Below are 23,547 nucleotides of genomic sequence, written 5' to 3' on the forward strand. Positions count from 1 at the left end.
CGTAGTCCCGAGCCGGCCGCTGGGACGGTGATCGCTGCCGACGGCGTTTCCAGCCCTTTGAAGACCGCTTCCCGAACCCAGGGAGGCACCGTGGACAGCCAGGCCGAATCAGGCGCTCACCGGATTGGCGGCATCCGGTACCGGGCGGGCGACGTGTTGCGGATGAGCTGCCCGTTCACCGAGGTCACCGTCACCGGGGTTTCCCGGTTCCACGTCGCGGTGCGCTGGCCGTGGTGGGAGACCGACGCGGCGGCGGACGGGATCGAGTGGAACGGGGACGTGGCTCTTCCGACGTCGGCGGACCACGACCGGGAAAGCGAATACTTCCGGACGAGGCCGGCGGAGGACACGCTGAAGGCCGGTGACAGGTGCCTGGTGGGGATCCCCCCGACCGTGGTGCACGTCCTGGCGGTCCGCCGTTTCGATCCGCCCCTGGAGACCGGCTGGCTGCCACGGCCCGCGACCTACCTCGACGTCCTGCGGCAGGGTGAGTCCCATGACGCCAGGCTCGAGGAGCAGGGTTACGAGATCGACCCGGCCGGCGGGGTGCCGTTCCGGCTCGAACTGCTCTTCCGCCCCTTCGCGTTCCTGGAGAGCGGTGACGAGGTCGTCGACCGCGACGGGCGCGCGTGGAGGTTCGACGCCCCCTGGGGCTGGAACGCGTTCGACGGCGGGCAGCCGAGCGCTCCGTCCTGGCCGCTCGCCCTGCTCTTCCGCAACGGCGAGCCGATGCCCGAGGCCGTCGCGGCCGTCGCGGAGGCAACGAGCACGGGCAGTCACGCCGACGAGGTGAACCGGTGGGTGGAACTCACCCGGGTGGAGCCGGTCACACCCGCCTGACCTGCTTCGGGTGCCGGTACCGAGGCAGGTGGCCGGTCTGCCGGTCGCGTCTCGGCGCGTTCACGGCGACGCTGTCGGAGTTCCCGGGGGAGGGGAGGTGAACCGGGGCTGTCCGAGTGCGGCGGCACGATGGGTGCCGTGACGAACGGCGTTGGCGTGCAGGCTGACCGGACACCGGGCTACGGCGGGCGGGGGGCGTTCGGCCGGTTTCCCGAGTTGCTCGACGAGCCGCTGTTCTGGTTGGGGCACCTCTGCTCGTGGGCGCGGGGGGAGGGGGTCGAGGAAATGCTGTTCGGTGCGGACTACGAGGCTGCGGAGGAGTTCCACCGCGGGTTGTCGGGCCGGGCGGAGTGGCCGGTCTTCACCGTGCCGGTTGCCGCGGGCCGGCTGCACGTCGTCCACCGCAACGCGGAGGGGGACGTCGGTACCGATTACCTCCTGCACCATCCCGACTGGGACCGCGCCGAGTTGCTCGCCAGGGACGACGGCCACTTCATGGGACCCGGGCTGTCCTGGCCGGAGTTGACGGCAGCCGCCGACAACGGGCTGCCGGGTGGTTCCACCGTCGATGCCGACAGCCGGCTGCTGCTCCTGCTGCCCGCGTGCGGCGACACCGCCGTCCCCGCGGAGGCCGCCGGGCGGCTGGCGGCGGCGCTGCGGGCCCGGACCGCGGTCGAGGAGCCCGAGCGGCTCGCGGCTGCCCTGCTGGAGGGCCAGGGCCCCTGCGGGCCGGTGAGTTGGAGCGTGGTCGGGGACGGTCCGCGGATCAGCGACGGCCGGTACTCGTTCCGCAACCCGGCCAACCCCTTCGCGCTGTCGGCGGACCGCCTCGTCCGGGTGGCGGCCGCATTGGCTCCGTGACCCCGGCGGGGGGCGCTACGGGACGTTCCAGGCGGAGACGACCGGTTGCCCGTGTTCGACGGCGAGGGTGCTGAGGGTGCCGGGGTGCGGGTGGCCCAGGAGGCGGGCGGCGGACGGGGGGAGTCCGAGCCAGCGGGCGGTGAGGACGCGGGCCAGGTGGCCGTGGGCGACCACGGCGACGTCGCCGCCGGTGAGCAGGGGGCGGATCCGGTCCAGTGCCGCGTCCGTGCGCGCGGCGACCTGGTGGAGCTGTTCGCCGGGGTGGTCGGTGCCGCCGGGCGCGACACCGTCCTGCCAGAGGTCCCAGCCCGGTTCGGACGCCTGGATCTGTTCGGCGGTCAGGCCCTCGTAGCCGCCGTAGTCCCACTCCACCAGGTCGGGATCGGGGCGGACGCCGGTGAGGCCCGCGAGTTCGGCGGTCCGCAGGGCACGGCTCAGCGGGCTGCTGAACACCGAGACCAGCCGACGCCGGGCGAGTCTCGGCGCCAGCGCCCTAGCGGCGGCCTCGCCCGCGGCGGTCAGCGGTACGTCGGTGCGGCCCGCGTGCCGGCCCGACAGGCTCCACTCGGTCTGGCCGTGCCGGACCACGATCAGCTCTCCCATGGCTGGGCACGATAGCTGACGGGTCGTCGGCCCTCTGCCCGCAGGGTCGGCGGGCACCTCCACCCGAGTGGCGGTGACCTGACCGCGTGCCCGGGATTGCCCGAACCTGCTGGCTCGGGGCATCCGTTGGCCGTGGCGGGACACCGTTCGCCGCGATGGCGGAGCTGCCCGTTCGGACCGGGTTCGCAGCCCGCGTCACTTGAGCAGGCGGAAGCCCGGGCGGGCGGCCCAGGCGCGGAGGAAGTCCGCGGTGCCGAGGGCGGCTCCGTCGCCGTCGAAGAGGGCGAGCAGGCCGGGCAGGCCGGTGACGAGGGGGAGTTGGTCAGGGCGCAGTTCGGCGTGGGCGACGCCGCCGAGCACGTCCATGACGGCGGCGGTCAGCAGGGCGACGGCGAGGTGGTCGACCCGGTCGTTGCAGGCGGCGCTGACGTTGACGGCGTGGCTGGGGCGGAAGCCGAGGGCGGCCGGCAGTTCGGGCTGGTCCGCGTGCTCCGCGGTGAAGACGTCCTCGTCACCGACGCCGGGGCCCATCAGGTGGACGTCGAACGGCCGGTCGTCGCAGGGCCGTTGCGGGTCGAACCCGATCAGCCCTGCCGGGGCGTCGGTGAGCAGGGGGAGCGGGAGGGTGGTCGGGCCGGACGGGGGTGCGGGAGCCGTGGTGCCGAGCCGGTCGGCGGACAGGTGAAGGTCGTAGCAGCCGGGCCGCGGCTCCGTGCAGCGGGAGGAGAGTCCCGTCAGCAGTGCGCGCAACTCCCGCAGGGCGGACGGGGGGACGGGCTCCGCCAACTCGATCGACGGCACCGGACCGGCCATGGTGCCAGCCTAGTCCGGCGGGGCGGGTGTGGACGGGGAGAGTCCCCCGGGGGCGCGGCCCCGCCCCCGGGGAAGTGTGAACGGTGCTCAGGAGAATGGGAGTTCGGCCTCGAAGGTGTTCGCCGGGAAGGTGTGGCGGCGGCCCGCGTGCTGGAGGTTCCAGGGCTTGGGGCTGTCGGTGCTGACGAGGAGGCGCTCGCCCTCGCGGCGGACGGTGAAGACGGCTGCCGCGCCGGTGCCGGAGGTCTCCGGGACGACGACCTCGCGGGTGGCGCCGTCGGCGAAGGCGTGGACCAACAGGGTGAGGTCGTCGGCCCAGTCGGAGACCGGGCGGGAGTCGTCGGCGGCGAGCGGGAGGACGGAGTCGGGGCGGGCCAGCAGCGGGAGGGTGGCGAAGCCGTGGCGTTCGCGGACCCAGCGCGGGCCGGTGATCTCGTCGCCCGTCAGCACGTTGGTCCAGACACCCTCGGGGACGTAGTACTCGACCGTGCCGTCCTCGGTGAACACCGGCGCCACCAGCAGGTCGCCGCCGAGCAGGTACTGCCGGTCCAGCGGGGCGACCGCCGGGTCGGACGGGAACTCCAGCAGCATCGCCCGCATCACCGGCGTGCCGTGCAGGTGGGCCTGCTGGGCGGCGCGCTGGAGGTAGGGGGCGAGGCGGTGCTTGAGCCGGGTGAAGGCGCGGGTGACGTCCACCGCCTCCTCGCCGTAGTCCCACGGCACCCGGTACGACTTGGAGCCGTGCAGGCGGCTGTGCGAGGAGAGCAGGCCGAACTGCACCCAGCGCTTGAACAGCGCCTCGGTCGGGGTGCCCTCGAAGCCGCCGATGTCGTGGCTCCAGAACCCGAAGCCGGACAGGCCCAGCGACAGGCCGCCGCGCAGCGACTCCGCCATCGCGGTGAACGTCGACTCGCAGTCGCCGCCCCAGTGCACCGGGAACTGCTGCCCGCCCGCCGTCGCCGACCGGGCGAACAGCACCGCCTCGCCCTCGCCGCGCTCCTCGCGCAGCAGCTCGAAGACGGCCTCGTTGTACCGCTGGGTGTACAGGTTGTGCATCTGCTCCGGGTCGCTGCCGTCGTGCCACACCACGTCGGTGGGGATCCGCTCGCCGAAGTCGGTCTTGAAGCAGTCCACGCCCTGGTCGAGCAGCCGGCGCAGCCGCTCGGTGAACCAGGCCGTCGCCGCCGGGTTGGTGAAGTCCACCAGCGCCATGCCGGGCTGCCACAGGTCCCACTGCCAGACCGTGCCGTCGGTGCGCCGCACCAGGTAGCCCTCGCGCAGGCCCTCCTCGAACAGCTCGGAGCGCTGCGCCAGGTACGGGTTGATCCACACGCACAGCTTCAGACCCTGCTCCTTGAGCCGGGCCAGCATGCCCGCCGGGTCCGGGAAGGTGTCCGGGTCCCAGACGAAGTCGCTCCAGTGGTAGCCGCGCATCCAGAAGCAGTCGAAGTGGAAGACGCTCAGCGGGATGCCGCGCTCGGCCATGCCCCGGGTGAACCGGGTGACGGTCGCCTCGTCGTAGTCGGTGGTGAAGGAGGTCGACAGCCACAGGCCCAGCGCCCAGGCCGGCGGCAGGGCCGGGCGGCCGAGCAGACCGGTGTAGCGGGTCAGCACCTCCTTGGGGGTGGGCCCCTGGAAGACCAGGAACTCCATCGACTGGTCCTCGACGCTGAACTGCACCTGCCCGACGGCCTCCGAGGCCACCTCGTACGAGACCCGCCCGGGGTGGTTGACCAGCACGCCGTAGCCGCGGCTGCTCAGGTGGAACGGGACGTTCTTGTACGCCTGTTCGCTGCTGGTGCCGCCGTCGGCCTGCCAGATGTCCACGGTCTGGCCGTTCTTGACGAACGGGGTGAACCGCTCGCCCAGCCCGTACACCGACTCGCCGACGCCGAGCGCCAGTTGGGCCACCATGTGGTGCTTGCCCTCGGCATCGACGGCGAAGCCGAGGCCGCGCTCGCCGAGCGAGGTGACCAGCTCGCCGTCGGAGCGGAACTCGGCCCGCCACGGGCCCTCGGTGTCCACCCGCAACACCAGCGAGCCGGACCGGAGTTCGACCGCCGAGCCGTCCCGGACCACCGTGCCCGCGCCCTCGGTGCGGCCGACCAGTTCGAAGCCGCCGCCGGGACGGACCGACCCGGCGTGGTGGGTGAACCGGACGGCGATCACCCCTTCCGCGGGGGAGTGGCAATCCACGGTCAGCAGGGGGGAGTTGAGCGTGTCGGCCCGGTTGGTGACCCGGCGCAGCGGCGCCCAGAGGGTGAACCGGTCCGACTCGGCGCGGAGGTCGGCCACCTCGGCGGCGTAGCGGTTGGTCACGCCCGGGCGCATCAGCCAGTAGCCGTCGGTGAACTTCATCGGGGGGATCTCCAAGCGGAAGGGCAGGAAGGCAGGATGCGGCGGGGAGCGGGGAGCGGGGAGCGCGGTGCGCGGTGCGGCGGGGCCGCGGCCACGGCGGTCAGGTGCGCGTGGGCGCGGCCCCGCCCGGCCCCGGGGGCGGAAGCGGGTCGCGCTCCCCGGGGCGGTCGGACGGCCGTCGCTCAGGCGACGGTGAAGGCGGCGAGCCGGAGCGGCCCGCGCAGGGTGACCCGCAGGTCGTGCACGCCCTGGGGGGCGTCGGACAGCGCGGCCGTGACGGTCGTCCAGGCGTACCGGCCGCCGGTCGGCGGGACGGTGAGGGTGGCGAGCACCTGCCCGTCCGCCGTGAACTCCAGCTCGGCGCCGGCTGCTGCGCCCTCCGGTGCGCCCTCCAGGGCGACCTCCGCCGAGACTTCCCGGGCACCGGTCAACTCGACGGTGGAGAAGAGGAGTTCGGCCTCGGACCCGGCGGGGGTGACCGCGTCGCCGGCCTCCCGGGTGGCGTCGACCAGGGCGATGCCCCAGTGCGCGTCGAAGTCCGCGGCCGCGGTGCGGCGGCCCAGGACGGTGCGCGGTGCGGGGGCCGGGCCCTCGACGGTGACCTGGACGGTGGCGCGGACGTCCTCGGCGGAGGCCGCGGCGAGCAGCTGGTAGCGGCCCGGGTCGACGGTGAACGCGCCGGTGGCGACGTCCCAGTGCGCCAGGTGGGCGGCGGCCGGGAGGTCGAAGACCAGGCGGCGGCTCTGGCCGGGCGCCAGGGTGATCTTCCGGAAGTCGGCCAGTCTGCGGCGCGGCGCCTGGTAGCGGGCCTCCAGCGGGCGCACGTACAGCTGCACCACCTCGGTGCCGGGGCGGCTGCCGGTGTTGCTGACGGTCAGGGCGGCCCGGATGCTGCCGTCCTGGCCGACGGTGGCCGCGTCGACCTCCAACTCGCCGTACTGGAAGGCGCCGTAGGACAGGCCGTGGCCGAACGGGTAGCGCGGCGCGGCCTGGTGGTACTGGTACGTCCAGCCGGCCTGGATGATGTCGTAGTCCAGCGGGTGCGGCAGCTCGTCGTCGCCGCGGTACCAGGTCTGCGGGAGCCGGCCGGCCGGGTCTGCGTCGCCGAACAGCACGTCGGCGAGGGCGTGGCCGGTCTCCTGGCCGCCGTGCGAGGTCCACAGGACGGCGGGCAGGTGCTCGTCGGCCCAGTCGACGGCGTACGGGTAGCTGCTCATCACGATCAGCGCGGTGTCCGGGCGGACGGCGGCGACCTCCTTGAGCAGTTCCTCCTGGGCGGGCGGCAGGGCCAGGCCCCGGCGGTCCTCGGTCTCGCGGCCGTGGATCAGCGGGTGGTTGCCGAGCACGACCACGGCGAGGTCGGCGGCGGTGGCCGCGGCGACGGCCTCCGCCCGTCCGTCGCGCAGCAGTTCACGGGTGAAGCGCTCGGCGCCGGCGGCGTCCTCGGCGGTGACCCGCAGGGTGCCGTCGGCGTCGGCGGCCGCGTACCTGCCGGTCAGCACGGACTGCAGCAGCACGGCGCCGCGGTCGGGACCGTCCTCGGCCGCGCCGTCCGTCTCGCCCTCGGGCGCGTCGGTCGCGTCGACCAGCCGGAAGGTCTCGTGCACGTCCCAGCTCTTGACGACGGCCTGGTCGGCGACCAGCGAGCCGTCCTCCTTGACCGAGAGGAACCGCCCGTTGTCGGCGGCGCGCAGGGTGAGCACGCCGAGGCCCCAGTCGCCGAGGTCGAAGGCGGTGCCGTTCAGCGGTTCGCCGGTGGAGGCGGCCCGCAGCAGGATCCGGTCGATGCCCTCGTGCACCGTCAACTCGCCTCCGGCGGGGGCGAGTCGGGCGCGCAGGCCGTCGGCGACGGTGACCGCGTAGGGCAGCGTGCCGGAGTACCAGTCCTCGAACAGCGCGTCGCCGTGCGGGCCGATCACGGCGATCTTCCGCGCCGGGTCGGTGAGCGGCAGCAGGCCGGTGTTCTTCAGCAGGACGGTGGAGGCGGCGGCGGCCCGGCGGGCCAGTGCGCGGTGCGGGGCGCTGTCGACCACCTCGGGGCCGATGTGCGCGTACGGGTCCAGCTCGGGGTCGAACTCGCCCATCCGGAACCGGAGTTCGAACTGGCGGCGGACCGCGAGGTCGATGTCGGCCTGGTCGACCAGGCCGCGCTCCAGGGCCTCGCGCAGCCGGCCGATGACGGTCTCGCTGTCCTCGCCGTGGTCGGTGAAGGAGTCGATGCCGGCCTTCAGCGCGGCGGCGTGGCTCTCGGCGTGGTCGTCGAAGTAGTGCTCCGGGTCGACCAGGTTGGAGGGGGCCTCGGCGTCGGAGACCACGAAGAGCTGTCGGCCGGTCGGCTCGGCCCAGCGGCGCAGCTCGGTCTCCAGCAGCGGGGAGACGTGGCAGGGGCGGCCGTTGACCAGGTTGTACGCGGCCATCACCCCGGTGGCCGCGCCGGAGGCGACCGCGGGCTTGAACGCGGCCAGGTCGTACTCGTGCAGGACGCGCGGGCGCAGGCCGGAGGAGGTGGTGCAGCGGTCGTCCTCGTTGTTGTACGCGAGGAAGTGCTTGAGCACCGGGGCGGCCCGCAGGTAGGTCGGGTCGTCGCCGGCCAGGCCGCGGCAGAACGCCTCGCCGAGGCGGGCGGTGTGCACCGGGTCCTCGGAGTAGCCCTCCTCGTTGCGGCCCCAGCGCGGGTCGCGCAGCAGGTTCAGCACCGGGGCCCAGGCCTGCAGGCTGTTCGGGCCGCGGTCGGGGGCGATGGCGGCGGGGCGGTGGTGGTGGAAGGCGCGCAGCTCGGTCGAGGTCGCCTCGGCGACCTCGCGGACCAGTTCCTCGTCCCAGCTCGCGCCGAGGCCGACGGCCTGCGGGAACGCGGTGGCCACGCCGAGCCAGGAGACGCCGTGCAGGGCCTCCGCGCCGGTGCGGAAGGCGCCGATGCCCAGGCGGGGCACGGCGGGGGCGTACTGGTGGAGCATCGAGAGGCGCTCGGCGGGGGAGAGCCTGGACAACAGGTCGTCGACGCGCTTGTCCAACGGAAGCGCGGAATCGTGGAACGGGTACCGCTCGGCCGAGGTCTCGGCGGCGGACGGGGACGGGGAACTCAACGGGCTCACCCCAGATGATGGTGCGGTGCGGTCGGGCGTCGAAGCGAATCGACGCTGACACGAAGCATGGACCCTGTCAACTCCCCCTGGCTACGGGGAAAATGAATTTGTCCAGGCACTTGTCTAACCGGAAACCTGTCGTTAGTGTCGCCGCAACATCAAGCGCTTCGACAGTCAAGCGCTTCGACAGCGCCCAGTGCAGGGCGCCGCGGAAGGGCCTCCCCACCATGAGAACCGAGCTGAACCGCAGATCCTTCGTCACCGCCGCCGTCTCCGTCGCCGGAGCAGCGGCGATGACCCCCCTGCTGGCCGCCTGCGGGGGCGGCGGCTCGAAGCACAAGACCGGCGCCAACTCCGCCGACGGCGTCAAGTCGGCCCTGCCGGCCTTCGCCGCCAGCACTTCCGTGACCGCCGACATCCCCTCGGTCGCCGGCGCGGACGGCGCGGTGACCGACCCGGCCTTCCTCACCTACCCGGCCAGCCCGGTGGCCACGGTCAACGGCGTGCCCGGCAAGGGCGGCAGCTACTCGGCCGTCACCCCGCTGTGGGGCACCGTCCCGCCCGCGGGCAACTCGTTCTACACCGCGATGAACAAGGCCCTCGGCGTCACCCTCGAGATGAAGCCGGCCGACGGCAACAACTACGCCACCATCATCCCGACCATGACCGCGGCCAAGAAGCTGCCGGACTGGATCCAGCTCCCGACCTGGTGGAACCCGAACTTCAACGTCGGCGAGCTCGCCGCCTCCCAGTTCGCCGACCTCACCCCCTTCCTGGCCGGCGACAAGGTCAGCAAGTACCCGAACCTGGCCGCCATCCCCACCGGCGCCTGGCAGGCGGGCATCTGGGGCGACAAGCTCTACGGCATCCCCTCCTTCTCCACCGGCTTCTCCATCGCGGGCACCACCTTCTACCGCCGTGACCTCTTCGAGGCCAAGGGCATCACCGCGGACCAGGTCAAGACCCTCGACGACCTGATGAACCTGGGCAAGGAGCTCACCGACGAGAAGGCCGGCACCTGGGCCTTCGACGACGTGTGGACCTACCTCTTCCCGTTCTTCGACGTCCCCAACAGGTGGAAGCTCGCCGACGGCAAGCTCGTCCACAAGTACGAGACCCCCGAGCTGCTGGAGGCCCTCGACTGGCACTACAGGCTCGCCAGCGCCGGCTACCTGCACCCCGACGCGATCGCCGGCAACAACGCCGACGCCAACACCCGCTTCTACGCGGGCAAGACCCTGATCCAGGGCGGCGGCACCGGCGCCTGGAACCTCGCCGACAGCCTGTCCGGCACCGCCGCGACCCCCGGCTTCCGGCGCGGCTCGTTCGACTTCCTCACCTCGAAGGCCGGCGGCACGCCCAAGCTGTTCATGGGCTCCTCCACCAGCCTGATCAGCTACCTCAACGCCAAGCTCAAGCCCGAGCAGATCGAGGAACTGCTCGCCGTCGCCAACTACCTGGCCGCGCCGTACGGCTCCGCCGAGTACACGATGGTCAACTTCGGCGTCGAGGGCACCCACCACACCCGGGTCAACGGCGTGCCGACCTTCAACGACGAGGGCAAGAAGGACGTCCAGGCGCAGACCTACCCGTTCCTGGCCACCGCCTCCTCGGTCATCTCCAACCCCGGCGCCGACCAGGTCACCAAGGACATCGCCGCCTTCCAGGCCGCCAACGTCAAGTACCTGTACAAGCCGCTGTTCTGGAACATGAACATCTCGATGCCGCAGAACATCGCCACCATCGACACCGCGCAGGCCGTCGAGGACGCGATCAAGGACTGCTACCACGGCAAGAAGAAGGTCTCCGACGTCCAGGCCGCCATCTCGACCTGGAAGACGAACGGCGGCGACCGCCTCAAGCAGTGGATGACCGACAACGTCCTGAGCAAGTACGGAACGGGTCAGTGAGCACAGCGCGATCGGAGCGGGGCACGCCCGACACCGCCGGGGGAGCCGCCGGCCGGAAGGGCCGCACCGGGAAGAACGGTGCCGTCCGGCTGAACTGGCGGGTCAGGCTGCGGCGGGACAGGACGCTGCTGCTGATGACCGTCCCGGCCGTGGTCCTGCTGCTGATCTTCAACTACGCGCCGTTGTTCGGCCTGGTCACCGCGTTCCAGTACTACGACCCGTTGGTCGGCGTGCGCGACAGCGAGTGGGCCGGCCTCGCGCAGTTCCAGCAGCTCTTCCACGACCCGCTGTTCTGGGGGGCGCTGAAGAACACCCTCTGGCTCAGCCTGGTCCAGCTGGTGCTGTTCTTCCCCGTTCCGATCGCGCTGGCCCTGCTGCTCAACACGGTGCTCAGCGAACGGCTGCGGAACTTCATCCAGTCCGTGGTCTACCTGCCGCACTTCTTCTCCTGGGTGCTGGCCATCACGATCTTCCAGCAGATGCTCGGCGGCGCCGGAATCCTCAACCACTTCCTGCGGCAGAACGACATCGCCCCCTGGGACATCACCACCAACCCGCACACCTTCGCCCTCCTGGTCACCTCGCAGGCGATCTGGAAGGAGGCCGGCTGGGGCATCATCGTCTTCCTCGCCGCGCTGGCCGCCATCAACACCGACCTGTACGAGGCCGCCGCCGTCGACGGCGCCGGACGCTGGCGCCGGATGTGGCACATCACCCTGCCCGGCCTGCGCGGCGTGATCGTGCTGATGCTGGTGCTGCGCCTGGGCAACGCGCTGACCGTGGGCTTCGAGCAGTTCCTGATCCAGCGCGAGGCGGTCGGCCACGAATCCGCCGACGTGCTCGACACCTTCTCCTTCTACTACGGCATCGCCACCGGCAACTACAGCTTCGGCGCCGCGGCCGGCCTCTTCAAGAGCGTCATCTCGCTGCTGCTGATCTGGGGGGCCAACAAGCTGGCACACGCCTTCGGCGAGGACGGGTTGTACCGCAAATGAGCCAGACACCCACCACCGTCCGCGCGGACGCCCCGACCGCGGCGCCCACCGCGGCCGAGCCCCGCCCGGCCCGGACCGGCCGCCCCCGCGCCCGGGCCGGACGGGCCCCCTGGGAAGAGCCGCCCACCCTGATCGGCCAGGGCGCCAAGGGCGTCACCCTGGCCGGCGTGATCGCCGCCGTCGCCGTCCCGCTCTGGATCATCGCACTGACCAGCATCTCCACCCCCGGCGCCGTCAACCGGGCCGGCGGGCTGGTGATCTGGCCCGACGGCATCACCTTCGACGCCTACCGGCAGATGCTCGGCGACGGCACCGTCCGCACCGCCCTGATGGTCAGCTTCGCCATCACCGTCGTCGGCACCCTGGTGTCCATGATCGTCTCGGTGATGGCGGCCTACGGCCTCTCCCGCTCCGAGTCCTTCGCGCACCGGCCGATCCTGACCCTGCTGATCGTCACCATGTTCGTCAGCGGCGGCCTGATCCCGACCTTCCTGGTGGTCACCGGCCTCGGCGGCTACGACCAGTGGTGGTCGCTGATCCTGCCCAGCGCCGTCTCGGTGTTCAACATCCTGGTGCTGCGCTCGTTCTACTCCACCACCTCCGCCGACCTGATCGACGCCGCCCGGCTCGACGGCGCCGGCGACTGGCGGATCCTGTGGTCCGTGGTGCTGCCCACCTCCCGGGCCGTCACCGCCGTCATCGCGCTGTTCTACGCGGTCGGCTACTGGAACTCGTTCTTCAACGTGATGCTCTACATGCCGACCTCGGCCGAGAAGTGGCCGCTGCAGTACGTGCTGCTGACCTACGTCAACCGCGGCAACGGGCTGCCCGGTTCCGTCAACTCCGGTTTCGGGGCCGCCAACGCGCAGACCGCGCCGCTCACCCTGCAGATGGCCGTGGTGGTCCTCACCCTGGTGCCGCTGCTCATGGTCTACCCGTTCATGCAGAAGCACTTCCGCACCGGCGTGCTGACCGGCGCCATCAAGGGCTGAGCCGGGGCGGGAACAACGCACGACCCGGCGTCAGTAACCTGACGCCACAGGGGCCGCACACCCCACCGACCAGGAAAGCAGGAACCGAACCCATGGTGACTCTCGCCGACGTGGCCCGGCACGCGGGCGTCTCGCCCAGCACCGTCAGCTACGTGCTCAGCGGCAAGCGATCGATCTCGGAGGCCACCCGCCGCCGCGTCCAGCACGCCGTCGAGGAGCTCGGCTACCACCCCAACGCCGGCGCCCGCGCGCTCGCCGGACGGCGCTCCCACATCATCGCCCTCGTCGTGCCGCTGCGCACCGACGTGTACGTGCCGATCATGATGGAGATCGCCGTCTCGGTCACCATGGCGGCCCGTCAGCACGGCTACGACGTGCTGCTGATCACCAACGACGAAGGCCCCGACGGGGTCCGCCGGGTCGCCGCCAGCGGCCTGGCGGACGGGGTCATCCTGATGGACGTCGAACTCGACGACGAGCGCATCCCCGTGCTGCGCGAACAGGGCATCCAGGCCTCGATGATCGGCCTGCCCGCCGACAGCACCGGCCTGTCCTGCGTCGACCACGACTTCGCCGCGGCCGGCGCCCAGTGCGCCGACCACCTCGCCGACCTCGGCCACCGGGACGTCGCCTTCATCGGCTACGCGCCCGCCGTCTACCACCGCCACGCCGGCTACGCCGAACGCACCCTGACGGGCTTTCGGGAGCGCGCCCTCGAACGCGGCCTGAGATTCCTGCACCGGCCCTGCGAAGGCACCTACGAATCCACGGCCGGCACCCTGGCCCGGATCCTCGCCGACCGCCCCGACACCACCGGCTTCGTCGTCCAGAACGAGAACGCCATCGGCCCGCTGCTGCAACTGCTGCCCACCAGCGGACGCACCGTCCCCGAGGACGCCTCGGTGGTCGCGCTCTGCCCCGAACAGCTCGCCGAGCAGTACGCCCCCGGCCTCACCGCCGTCACCGGACCCGCCCAGGAACTCGGCCGGGTCGCCGTCGACCAGGTGATGCGCCGGATCGCCGCCGCCGAACGCGGCACCGACCCCGAGGACGAACTCGTCCTGCTGGCCCCCGTCCTGACGCCCCGGCAGAGCAGCGGCCCGCTGCTCACCCCCGTCCCGCCCGCCCGAAGGAGGTAGCACCGCCCGTGACGGACACCGGCCCGCACCACCCGGCGACCACCGGCCCGGCCACCAACCCGGTGATCCCCGGCTTCCACCCCGACCCGAGCGTCTGCCGGGTCGGCGAGGACTACTACCTGGCCTGCTCCAGCTTCGAGTACCACCCCGGCGTGCCGATCCTGCACAGCCGCGACCTGGTCCACTGGCGGCAGATCGGCAACGCCCTCGCCGACCTGCCGCTCCCGCCCGGCACCCCGTCCTCCGGCGGCGTCTACGCCCCGACCCTGCGCCACCACGACGGCCGGTTCCACCTGATCACCACCGAGGTCGGCACCGGCAACCTGCTGGTCACCGCCGAGGACCCGGCCGGGCCGTGGTCCGCGCCGGTCCGGCTGCCCGACGTCCCCGGCATCGACCCCGACCTGGCCTGGGACGAGGACGGCACCTGCTGGTGCACCGTCGCCGGCGTCGCCCAGCTGCGCATCGACCCGGCGAGCGGAAAGGCCCTGGAGGAGCCCCGCCCGCTGTGGTCCGGCACCCGGCAGGCCCCCGAGGCCCCGCACCTGTACCGGATCGGCGACTGGTGGTACCTGCTGATCGCCGAGGGCGGCACCGAACGCGCCCACAGCGTCTCCGTCGCCCGCTCCCGCCGCCCCGACGGCCCGTTCGAGCCCTGCCCGGACAACCCGCTGCTCACCCACGCCGGCAGCCACAGCCCGATCCAGAACACCGGCCACGCCGACCTGGTCCGGGGCCCCGACGGCAGCTGGTGGGCCGTGCTGCTCGGCGTCCGCCCGCAGGGCGGCACCCCCGGCTGGCACCCGCTCGGCCGCGAGACCTACCTGACGCCCGTCAGCTGGGTCGACGAGTGGCCCGTCATCAGCCAGGTGCCCGTCGAACTCCCGGACCTTCCCTGGGAGTTGCACCCCTGGCCGGCCGAGCCGACCCGGGAGGACTTCGACGGCCCGCTGCCCCCGCAGTGGCTCTCGGTCCGCGACCGCCCCGCCGACCGCATCACCACCGGACAGCGCCCCGGCTCGCTCACCCTGCACGCCCGCGACGGCCACTTCGACGACACCTTCACCGGCCGCCGCCAGCAGCACCACGCCGTCCGCGCCCGCACCCGGCTCGACGCCACCACCGGCACCGGCGGCCTCGCCGTCCGCCTCGACGACGAGCACGCCTACACCGTCGAGGCCGACGGCCGCAGCGTCCGGGTCACCACCCACCTCGGCGGACAGGTCACCGTCGCCGCCGAACGCGAACTCCCGCACCACGACGTGGTGCTGCGCGTCGAGACCGCCCCCGCCGCCGAGCGCGGCCCGCGCACCGGACCCGACGCCCTCGCCCTCGGCCACGAACGGCCCGACGGCGCCTTCGAGGTGCTCGCCACCCTCGACGGCCGCTACCTCACCACCGAGGTCGCCGGCGGCTTCACCGGCCGCGTCATCGGCCTCTACGCCGCCGAAGGCACCGCGCACTTCGACTGGTTCGAACTCCAGCCCCTCAGCCAGGGCGACTGAACGAACAGGAACACCCCCATGCCCGACCTGAACGACGCCACCCGCGGCCGCATCCTCTACGGCGGCGACTACAACCCCGAGCAGTGGCCCGAGGAGACCTGGCAGGAGGACGTCCGCCTGATGCGGCAGGCCGGCGTCACCAGCGTCACCGTCGGCGTCTTCTCCTGGGCCCGGCTCGAACCCGCCCCCGGCGCCTACGACTTCGGCTGGCTCGACCGCCTGCTCGACCTGCTGCACGCCCACGGCATCGGCGTCGTGCTGGCCACCCCCACCGCCTCCCCGCCCCCGTGGCTCGGCCACCGCCACCCCGAGACCCTGCCGCAGGCCGAGAACGGCACCACCGTCTGGTACGGCTCCCGCAACCAGTTCTGCGCCTCCTCCCCGACCTACCGCCGCCACGCCGCCGCGATCACCGAACAGCTCGCCGCCCGCTACGGCGCGCACCCCGCGCTCACCATGTGGCACGTCAACAACGAGTACGGCACGCACTGCTGGTGCGACGCCACCGCCGCGCACTTCCGGCGCTGGCTGCAGGACCGGCACGGCACCCTCGAAGAGCTCAACTCGGCCTGGGGCACCGCCTTCTGGAGCCAGCACTACGCCGAGTGGGACGAGATCCTGCCGCCCCGCCAGGCCCAGTACATCCGCAACCCCGCCCAACTGCTCGACTTCGCCCGCTTCACCTCCGACGCCCTGCTCGAGTGCTACACCGCCGAGCACGCCATCGTCGCCCGGCACAGTCCCGCCGTCCCCGTCACCACCAACCACATGCCGTTCTGGCGCGGCCAGGACGGCTGGGCCTGGGCGAAGGAACAGGACGTCGTCGCGCTCGACATCTACCCCGACCCCGACGCCGCCCTCGGCGCCCAGCACGGCGCCCTCGTCCAGGACCTCGCCCGCTCGATGGCCGGCGGCCCCTGGATGCTGATGGAACAGGCCACCGGCGCCGTCAACTGGCGCCCCGTCAACCGCCCCAAGCCGGCCGGCCTCAACCGGCTCTGGTCGCTGCAGGCCGTCGCCCGCGGCGCCGACGCGATCTGCTTCTTCCAGTGGCGCCAGTCCCGGCAGGGCGCCGAGAAGTTCCACTCCGCGATGCTCCCGCACTCCGGCACCGGCAACCGCGCCTTCCGCGAGGTCACCGCCCTCGGCGCCGACCTCGACCGGCTCGGCCCGCACGTCTCCGGCACCCCCGTCACCGCCGGCACCGCCCTGCTGCACGACTGGGACGCCTGGTGGGCGAGCGAACAGCCCGGCCGCCCCTCCGAGTTGCTCGACTACCAGGAGAACGTCACCGCCTGGCACCGCGCCCTGTGGGAGGCCAACCACACCACCGACCTGGCCCACCCCGCCGCCGACCTCACCCGCTACCGCCTGGTCGTCATCCCCTCGCTCTACCTGCTCACCGACGCCGCCCTCGACAACCTCGCCGCCTACGTCCGCACCGGCGGCACCCTGGTGACCGGCTACTTCACCGGCGTCGCCGACCACCAGGACCGGATCCGCCCCGGCGGCGTCGACGCCCGGCTGCGCGAGGTGCTCGGCCTCGCCGCCGTCCACCAGTGGTGGCCGCTCAACGAGGGCGAGACCCTGCGCTGCACCGGCACCGAGGACTTCCGGGGCACCCTGTGGGCCGAGGAACTGGAGACCGCCGGAGCCGAGGTGGTGGCCCGCTACGCGGACGGCGAACTCGCCGGACACCCCGCCGTCACCCGCCACACCCACGGCGAGGGCACCGCCTGGTACCTCTCCACCCGCCCCGAACCCGACGCCCTGCGCGCCCTGCTCACCCGCGCCGCCCGCGAAGCCGGCCTGCGCCCCGCCGCCGAACACCTGCCCGCCGGCGTCGAGGCCGTCCGCCGCGGCGAACTTCTCTTCCTGCTCAACCACGGGCCCCAGCAGGCCAGCTGCGAACTGCCAGGCCACTGGGAGGACCTGCTGACCGGCAAACCCGGCACCGGCAGCCTCACCCTGGAACGGCACGGCGCCGCCGTCGTGCGCCCGGCCGCCCCGTGAACGGGCAGCGCCGACGCGGCAGTTGGGAACCCGCCCCGGCCGCCCGCTGGGAGGACGCCTTCCTCACCGGCAACGGCACCCACGGCGCCATGGTGCACGGCCGCACCCACGACGAACTGATCGTCGTCAACCACCACCTGCTGCTGCGCCCCAACGGCGGAGAGAACGCCCTCGCCCCCGACCTGGCCGCCGAGTTGGAGCACCTGCGGGACGCCGTCCTGACCGGCCGCGCCCGCGAGGCCGTCGCCCGCCACGTCACCGCCCCGCTCCAGTGGGTCCGCCCCTTCCACCCCGCCCTCGCCCTCCGGCTGCGCCGCCCCGCCGCCCCGGTCGACAGCTACCGGCGCGAGGTCGACCACCGCACCGGCGTGGTCGCCACCCACTGGGACGGCCGCCGCGCCGAAACCTTCGCCTCGCGCGCCGACGACCTGCTCGTCCACCGCGAAGTCCGCACCGGCGACGTCGAGTTGACCCACCACTGGCAGCTCGACGGCGCCCCCGCCGACCTCGGCGTCCGCACCCGCGCCCAGACCGGACCCGACGGCGCCGTGCTGCGCACCGACGTCCGCCACCCCGGCGGCTCCGGCTTCGGCTACACCTGCTGGACGCACGTCCGCGCCACCGGCGGCACCCTGCGCGCCGAGGGGGAGGCCATCCGCGCCGAGGGCTGCGCCGAGGTCCTGCTGCTCACCCGCGTCCACCCCTGGGAGGACCCGCAGCCGCCCGCCCCGCCCGGGCACGACTACCCCGAGCTGCTGCAACGCCACCTGGCCCGGCACACCCCCGCCTACGACCGGGTCGACCTCGACCTCGGCGCCCCCGAGGAACACCGCGCCCTGCCCGGCTCCGCCCTGCTCGCCGACCCGGCGAAGCACCGACCCGCCCTGCTGGAGCGGCTGTTCGACGCCGGGCGCTACCACCTGCTCAGCTCCGCCGGCGTCCTGCCGCCCCGGCTCACCGGCCTGTGGACCGGCTCCTGGGACACCGCCTGGAGCGGCGCCCTCACCTGCGACGCCAACCTCAACCTCCAGGTCTCCTCCGCCGCCGCGGCCGCCCTCCCCGAAGTCAGCCACGCCCACGCCGCCTTCGTCGCACGCCAGTTGGACGACTGGCGGAGCAACGCCCGCCGCCTGTTCGGCCTGCCCGGCCTCGTCGCCCCCGCCCACACCGACGGCCGCTCCGGCCACGCCTACCACTACAGCGAGGACTACCCGCTGCACCTGTGGACCGCCGGCGCCCACTGGCTGCTGCAACCCCTGCTCGACCACGTCGACACCACCGGCGACACCGCCACGGACCGGGAACTCGTCCGCCCCGCGCTCGCCGAGACCGCCGACTTCTACCGCGCCTTCCTCACCCGCACCGGCCCCGACGGCCGCCTGCTGCTCGTCCCCTCCTACTCGCCCGAGAACACCCCGCTCGGCGCCGACAGCCCGATCAGCGTCAACGCCGCCATGGACCTCGCCGCCGCCCGCCACACCCTCACCGCCACCGGCCACCACCGGCTCGCCGACCGCCTGCCCCCCTACCGGCTCAACTCCCAAGGGGCCCTGGCCGAATGGGCCTGGCCCGCCGCCGTCGACGACCAGCAGCACCGGCACCTCAGCCACCTGCACCCGGTCTGGCCGCTCGGCGAGATCAACCCGCTCGACACCCCCGACCTGGCCGCCGCCGCCCACCGCGCCCTCCACCTGCGCGGCAGCGAGAACCACTCCGCCCACGGCCACCTGCACCGCGCCCTGATCGCCGCCCGCCTCGGCGACCCCGACCTGCTCGGCGAGGCCCTCGACGCTGTCCTGCACGGCCGCTTCTTCCACCCCTCGCTGATGAGCTCGCACTACCCGGCCCTGGACGTCTACAACGCCGACGCCGCCCACACCCTCCCCGGCGTGCTGATCGAAGCACTCCTGCACTCCACCCCCGACCGCATCGTCCTGCTCCCCGCCCCGCCCGCCCACCTGCCCCGCGGCACCGTCCGCGGCCTGCGCACCCGCTGCCGCACCACCCTCACCACGCTCAGCTGGGACACCGCCGAAGGCCGGATCGACGCCGTCCTGACCGCCGACACCGACCGCACCGTCACCGTCCACCACGGCACCGACCCCGGCCGCCCCCCGCTCCGCCTCGACCTGCGCGCCGGACACCCCACCCCCCTGCACCTCGACCCCGCCTGGAGCTGAACCCCCGTGCCGCTCACCGACCTCGACCTCGACGAACTCCGCACCTACCGCCCCGACCTCACCGCCCCCGCCGGCTTCGACGCCTTCTGGGCCGACACCCTCGCCACCGCCCGCGCCACCGGCGGCCCGGTCACCGCCGAACTGCGCACCGACACCCACCTCACCGCCTTCGACGTGTACGACGTCCGCTTCCCCGGCTGGGGCGGCGAACCCGTCGCCGCCTGGCTGATCCTGCCCCGCCGCACCACCGGACCGCTGCCCGTCATCGTCAAGTACATCGGCTACAGCGGCGGCCGCGCCCTGCCCGGCGAACACCTGCTGCCGCCCGCCGCCGGCTACGCCCACCTGGTCGTCGACAGCCGCGGCCAGGGCCACGACACCCCCGACCGCGGCGAGGGCGACGGCACCCAGTGGGCCGAGGGCTTCATGACCCGCGGCATCGACTCCCCGGAGAACTACTACTACCGCCGACTGATCACCGACTGCGTCCGCGCCCTCGACGCCCTCCCGCACCTGCCCGGCACCGACCCGGCCCGGGCGGTCGTCTCCGGCGCCAGCCAGGGCGGCGGCCTCGCCCTCGCCGTCGCCGCGCTCGCCCCCGACCAGGTCGCCGCGCTGCTCAGCGACGTCCCGTTCCTGTGCCACTTCCGGCGCGCCGTGCAGATCTCCGGCGACGGCCCCTACCCCGAGATCGCCAAGTACCTGCGCTGGCACAGCCGGGAGAAGGAGGAGCGGACCCTCGCCACCCTCGACCACTTCGACGGCGTCCACTTCGCGCCCCGGGCCAGTGCCCCCGCCCTGTTCAGCGTCGGCCTGATGGACCCGGTCTGCCCGCCCTCCACCGTCTTCGCCGCCTACCACCGCTACGGCGGCCCCGCCGACATCGAGGTCTGGCGCTTCGCCGACCACGGCGGCGGCTACGGCTCCACCCCGCTCAAGCAGTTCGACTGGCTCGCCGCACACGGCCTCGCCCCGAAGCACACCGGCTGAGCCCCGGGCCGTCCGCTCCGTCCACTCCGTCCGCTCCGGCCCGGACGGGCGGGCGGGCGGGTCAGCGGAAGGGCCGGCCGAAGAACCAGACCAGCGGCCAGTACAGGACGACGACGGCCACCAGGACGGCGCGCGTCCGCCGGAGCCGCGCCCCCGGCGCGGTCAGGGCGGCCGCGGACGCGAACAGCGCGGTCGAGGTGACCGGCAGCGCCACCTCCGGCGGGCCCCAGGGGCTCAGGCCGACGCCCAGGTCGAAGAGCAGCGAGAAGAGCAGGGCGACCACCGCGGCGACCCGCCAGGCCGGGCGGACGCCCACCAGCCGCAGCACCAGCCAGCTCACCAGCAGACTGGCCAGGAGGAGCGCCCCGAGGACCAGCAGGAACGCCCCCAGGCAGCCGAACTCCGCCTCGTGGTCGCACGGAAGGAGGCCGTCCCAGGACACCTGGGCCAGCGCGAGCCAGGAGAGCCCGAGACCGGCCCCCACCGCCGCCGCCCGCGCCACCCGGGAGCCGCCGAGCGCCCGCCACCGGCCCGCCCCCCGAACAGCGGCTTCCGTCCCCCCGATCGAGCCCACCGACCCACGTCCTCTCCATGCCCCCGTGCGCGCGGTCCGACGACCGAGTCTGTCGCACGGGGCCGGAGCGTACCTGAGTACGCGCACTCAGATCCGGGCGCGACGGCGCCGCGGGCCCGCTCGGTGCCCGGCGCTCGGCGGCGAGCAGCGCGGACAGCAGGTCGGTGCCGTCCCCGGCGCCCCCGTCCCGGTGGGCGGCGACCAACTGTCGGGTGGCGGCGTGCGGACGGGCCAGCGCCCGGCGGTAGCGCAGGTTGCCGGGCAGCGGCAGGCGGCGCACCGGGGCGGGCAGGAACATCTGCCGGAACAGCCCGTTCAGCACCGTGTCGAAGGACCGCTCCACCTCGGACGCCAACTCGGCGCCGATCGCGGTCGAGTACAGCGTCCGGGCCGGCGTGCGCAGCGCGATGCCGTAGAACACCGGGAAGGCGTCGACCACCAGCCCGGGCCGCCAACCGGCGGCCGCCGCGGCCGCCGCGTCCGCCTCGGCCCGCATCGCGTCCGCGTGGTGCGCCAACTGCGGCCGACGGAAGGCCGGTTGGACCAGCCGCCGCTGCCGCCGGTGGTCCCGGTGCGGGCAGGTCGCCAGGCCGTTGCCGGCCACGCCGCGGGCCCGGTCGTAGAACACCCCGCCCTTGTCGAACAGCCGGTCGTCGCCCAGCACCTGCGCCAACAGGCCCGGATGGCACGGCACGTGAGCCGTCGTCGGCCCCGGCCGGACCGCCACCAGGTCGCCGTGCTCGTGCAGCGAGGACAGGAAGCCGACCGGCCCGCGCAGCAGCCGGTGCCCGTGCCCCAGCACCGGCAGGGCGCCGGGCGCGGCCGCGGCGGTGAGGACGGGGGCGGCGGTCGACGGCATCCTCCCACCGTACGCGCGGCCGATCGGGCCCGAACCGCCGCGCGGGAACGGCGGCTCCGCCACCCGGTGCCCGGCCCGGCGACGGAAAGGACATTCGAAGCGTCGAGCGAAAGAAGGAAATTGACGGAAAGTCAGCAGTCGGCCGCCGCCGCGCGCAGGGCCGCCGCCGCGTCCCCCACCAGCGGCGCCCCGTGCCCGAACACCGCGTTGGCGGCACCCAGCCCGGCCAGCCGGTGCAGCGAGGCCACGGCCCGCACCCGGTCGGTGTTGAACACGCCCAGCATCGCCCGGCCCACGTTCGCCACCGCGTCACCCGTGAACAGCACGTCCGGACCCGGCAGGTGCAGCGCCAGCGAACCGTCCGTGTGCCCCGGCACCCCCACCACCCGGGCCCCGCCCCCGAACGGCAGCACGTCCCCGTCCACCACCTCCACGTCCACCGGACACGGCGGCGCGGGCGGCAGCGCCGGCACCGACGCCCGGATCGGACGCTCGAACTCCTCCAGCACCGGCGGCGCCCCCGCCACCTCGCCCCGGATCACCGGCGCCTCCACCCGGTGCGCCACCACCGGCACACCCCCGTAGCGCGCCGCCAGCGCGGCCGCGCCACCGGTGTGGTCCTCGTGCCAGTGGGTCAGCACGATCCGCGCCAGCTCCCCGCCCGGCACCGACTCCACCAGCGCCGCGACCCGCTCCTCCGTCCCCACCGCCCCACTGTCCACCAGCGTCAGCTCCCGCCCGTCCGACCACAGGTAGGCCGCCCCGACCGGAAGCACCAGCATCCGCAGACCCGGCAGCACCTCGATGACATCCATGCCGACCAGTCTGCGCACCCGCCCCGCCGCCGACCCCCGAATTAGCCCACAGCAGACACCCGGCGCCCCGCGCGTCCGCCGACGCCCGGCGCGCCGGGCCGCCCGGGACGTTCGCGGGCGGCCTACCCTGGACAGCACGGAAGGACGTGACGACGTGGCCCACCGGATCGACGGCAGCGCAGGCGACATCCTCGCCGCCCGCCTGCGCACCCAGACCGCCGCCCTCGCCGCCCTCGAACCCGACGTCCGGGCCGACCGCCCCGACGCCGTCCACCGGATGCGGGTCGCCGCCCGCCGCCTGCGCAGCGCCCTGCGCACCCACCGCCGCCACCTGCGCGGCGACCACACCGCCACCGAGGACGAACTGCGCTGGCTCGGCCGGGCCCTCGGCCGGGCCCGCGACGCCGAAGTGCTCGGCACCCGCCTGCTCACCCAGGCCCGCGAACTGCCCCCCGGCGGCGACCGCGACCGCGTCCTCGCCGAACTCACCGCCTGGAACGCCCGCGAGACCCGCGAAGCCCGCGCCCGGACCCTGGCCGCCCTCGACAGCGAACGCTTCCGCCGCCTGCTCGCCGCCCTCACCGCGCTCGCCGCCGACCCGCCGCTGCGCCCCCGCGCCGCGAAACCCGCCCGGACCGAACTCACCCGCACCCTGCGCCGCGAACACCGCCGCACCGCCGAACGCCTCGCCGCCGCCCGCCGGGCCCCCGACGGCCCCGAACTCGAACACGCCCTGCACGACGCCCGCAAGGCCGCCAAACGCGCCCGCTACGCCGGCGAGAGCGCCGGCCGCCCCGCCCGCGCCTTCACCCGCCGGATGAAAGCACTCCAGGACGTCCTCGGCCGCCACCAGGACGCCGCGGTCGCCCGCGACACCCTCCGCACCCTCTCCGACGGCGGCTTCGGCTACGGCGTCCTCTACGGCCGCCAGAGCGCCGAACTCGGCTTCGCCCGCGAACTGCTGCCGCAGGTCTGGGAGCAGGCCGCCCGGCGGCCGGGGAAACTGCGCTGACC

At 73.9% G+C, this 23,547-nt stretch carries 17 protein-coding genes and 1 pseudogene; 11 read left to right on the forward strand and 7 right to left on the reverse strand.

The window, feature by feature from the left end; all coding sequences use genetic code 11:
* The first annotated feature begins 27 nt into the window (after positions 1-27).
* Together EDD39_RS24575 and EDD39_RS24580 are read left to right on the forward strand one after the other, a co-directional pair.
* The gene (locus tag EDD39_RS24575) at positions 28-840 is read left to right on the forward strand and encodes a hypothetical protein (protein WP_244257003.1); all 813 of its coding nucleotides are present in this window, start codon (positions 28-30) and stop codon (positions 838-840) included.
* 138 nt (positions 841-978) lie between these two features.
* Positions 979-1,701: a hypothetical protein gene (locus EDD39_RS24580; RefSeq protein WP_244257004.1), complete on the forward strand. Its 723-nt coding sequence runs from the start codon at positions 979-981 to the stop codon at positions 1,699-1,701.
* Between the two features lie 15 nt (positions 1,702-1,716).
* Here EDD39_RS24580 and EDD39_RS24585 read toward each other — a convergent pair whose 3' ends face one another.
* From EDD39_RS24585 to EDD39_RS24600, 4 genes are all read right to left on the reverse strand, one after another.
* A complete protein-coding gene (locus EDD39_RS24585) occupies positions 1,717-2,304 on the reverse strand; it encodes a histidine phosphatase family protein (protein ID WP_123559388.1) in 588 nt (195 codons plus the stop codon).
* A gap of 195 nt (positions 2,305-2,499) precedes the next feature.
* Positions 2,500-3,117, reverse strand: coding sequence for a DUF6368 family protein (locus EDD39_RS24590; protein ID WP_123559390.1), 618 nt, complete (start codon positions 3,115-3,117; stop codon positions 2,500-2,502).
* A gap of 87 nt (positions 3,118-3,204) precedes the next feature.
* Positions 3,205-5,475: an alpha-xylosidase gene (gene yicI, locus EDD39_RS24595; RefSeq protein ID WP_123559392.1), complete on the reverse strand. Its 2,271-nt coding sequence runs from the start codon at positions 5,473-5,475 to the stop codon at positions 3,205-3,207.
* A 182-nt stretch (positions 5,476-5,657) separates the two neighbouring features.
* The gene (locus tag EDD39_RS24600; RefSeq protein ID WP_123559394.1) at positions 5,658-8,561 is read right to left on the reverse strand and encodes a glycoside hydrolase family 3 protein; all 2,904 of its coding nucleotides are present in this window, start codon (positions 8,559-8,561) and stop codon (positions 5,658-5,660) included.
* A 227-nt stretch (positions 8,562-8,788) separates the two neighbouring features.
* Between EDD39_RS24600 and EDD39_RS24610 the strand changes: the two genes are divergently transcribed.
* The 8 genes from EDD39_RS24610 (at position 8,789) to EDD39_RS24645 (ending at position 20,285) form a co-directional block, all read left to right on the forward strand.
* On the forward strand, positions 8,789-10,471 hold the full coding sequence (locus EDD39_RS24610; protein WP_148089513.1) for an ABC transporter substrate-binding protein: 1,683 nt from the start codon (positions 8,789-8,791) through the stop codon (positions 10,469-10,471).
* On the forward strand, positions 10,468-11,466 hold the full coding sequence (locus EDD39_RS24615; protein ID WP_425269728.1) for an ABC transporter permease: 999 nt from the start codon (positions 10,468-10,470) through the stop codon (positions 11,464-11,466). The genes EDD39_RS24610 and EDD39_RS24615 overlap by 4 nt, the downstream gene beginning before the upstream one ends.
* Entirely contained in the window at positions 11,463-12,458 is a 996-nt protein-coding gene (locus EDD39_RS24620; RefSeq protein WP_123559400.1) for a carbohydrate ABC transporter permease, read from the forward strand. The genes EDD39_RS24615 and EDD39_RS24620 overlap by 4 nt, the downstream gene beginning before the upstream one ends.
* Before the next feature lie 92 nt (positions 12,459-12,550).
* The gene (locus tag EDD39_RS24625; protein ID WP_030462406.1) at positions 12,551-13,597 is read left to right on the forward strand and encodes a LacI family DNA-binding transcriptional regulator; all 1,047 of its coding nucleotides are present in this window, start codon (positions 12,551-12,553) and stop codon (positions 13,595-13,597) included.
* A gap of 8 nt (positions 13,598-13,605) precedes the next feature.
* On the forward strand, positions 13,606-15,102 hold the full coding sequence (locus EDD39_RS24630; protein ID WP_123559402.1) for a glycoside hydrolase family 43 protein: 1,497 nt from the start codon (positions 13,606-13,608) through the stop codon (positions 15,100-15,102).
* 18 nt (positions 15,103-15,120) lie between these two features.
* Positions 15,121-17,115, forward strand: a complete 1,995-nt coding sequence (locus EDD39_RS24635; protein ID WP_123559404.1) for a beta-galactosidase — start codon at positions 15,121-15,123, stop codon at positions 17,113-17,115.
* On the forward strand, positions 17,112-19,295 hold the full coding sequence (locus EDD39_RS42200; protein ID WP_123559406.1) for a glycosyl hydrolase family 95 catalytic domain-containing protein: 2,184 nt from the start codon (positions 17,112-17,114) through the stop codon (positions 19,293-19,295). The genes EDD39_RS24635 and EDD39_RS42200 overlap by 4 nt, the downstream gene beginning before the upstream one ends.
* Before the next feature lie 6 nt (positions 19,296-19,301).
* Entirely contained in the window at positions 19,302-20,285 is a 984-nt protein-coding gene (locus EDD39_RS24645; protein ID WP_123559408.1) for an acetylxylan esterase, read from the forward strand.
* 61 nt (positions 20,286-20,346) lie between these two features.
* Here EDD39_RS24645 and EDD39_RS42205 read toward each other — a convergent pair whose 3' ends face one another.
* The 3 genes and pseudogenes from EDD39_RS42205 to EDD39_RS24655 all read right to left on the reverse strand — a co-directional run bounded on the left by EDD39_RS42205 (position 20,347) and on the right by EDD39_RS24655 (position 22,533).
* Positions 20,347-20,859: a hypothetical protein gene (locus tag EDD39_RS42205; RefSeq protein WP_279638443.1), complete on the reverse strand. Its 513-nt coding sequence runs from the start codon at positions 20,857-20,859 to the stop codon at positions 20,347-20,349.
* Between the two features lie 193 nt (positions 20,860-21,052).
* Positions 21,053-21,718 (reverse strand): annotated as a pseudogene (locus EDD39_RS24650) (cytochrome P450); the annotation flags it as partial.
* Between the two features lie 131 nt (positions 21,719-21,849).
* Positions 21,850-22,533 carry an MBL fold metallo-hydrolase gene (locus EDD39_RS24655; protein WP_123560840.1) on the reverse strand — a complete coding sequence of 228 codons (684 nt, stop codon included), beginning with the start codon at positions 22,531-22,533 and terminating at the stop codon, positions 21,850-21,852.
* Between the two features lie 154 nt (positions 22,534-22,687).
* On the opposite strand from EDD39_RS24655, the gene EDD39_RS24660 reads away from it, so the two are divergent.
* Complete coding sequence (locus EDD39_RS24660) at positions 22,688-23,545, forward strand: CHAD domain-containing protein (protein WP_162870120.1); 858 nt, start codon at positions 22,688-22,690, stop codon at positions 23,543-23,545.
* The last annotated feature ends 2 nt before the right edge of the window (positions 23,546-23,547 follow it).

This window comes from Kitasatospora cineracea, from assembly GCF_003751605.1.
GTDB classification, from domain to species: domain Bacteria; phylum Actinomycetota; class Actinomycetes; order Streptomycetales; family Streptomycetaceae; genus Kitasatospora; species Kitasatospora cineracea.

Bases quoted from the DNA above. Each gene is read 5' to 3' on its own strand.
- EDD39_RS24635 (WP_123559404.1), top strand. From the start codon at position 15,121: ATGCCCGACCTGAACGACGCCACCCGCGGCCGCATCCTCTACGGCGGC.
- EDD39_RS24610 (WP_148089513.1), top strand. From the start codon at position 8,789: ATGAGAACCGAGCTGAACCGCAGATCCTTCGTCACCGCCGCCGTCTCC.
- EDD39_RS24620 (WP_123559400.1), top strand. From the start codon at position 11,463: ATGAGCCAGACACCCACCACCGTCCGCGCGGACGCCCCGACCGCGGCG.
- EDD39_RS24585 (WP_123559388.1), bottom strand. From the start codon at position 2,304: ATGGGAGAGCTGATCGTGGTCCGGCACGGCCAGACCGAGTGGAGCCTG.
- EDD39_RS24625 (WP_030462406.1), top strand. From the start codon at position 12,551: ATGGTGACTCTCGCCGACGTGGCCCGGCACGCGGGCGTCTCGCCCAGC.
- yicI (WP_123559392.1), bottom strand. From the start codon at position 5,475: ATGAAGTTCACCGACGGCTACTGGCTGATGCGCCCGGGCGTGACCAAC.
- EDD39_RS24655 (WP_123560840.1), bottom strand. From the start codon at position 22,533: ATGGATGTCATCGAGGTGCTGCCGGGTCTGCGGATGCTGGTGCTTCCG.
- EDD39_RS24590 (WP_123559390.1), bottom strand. From the start codon at position 3,117: ATGGCCGGTCCGGTGCCGTCGATCGAGTTGGCGGAGCCCGTCCCCCCG.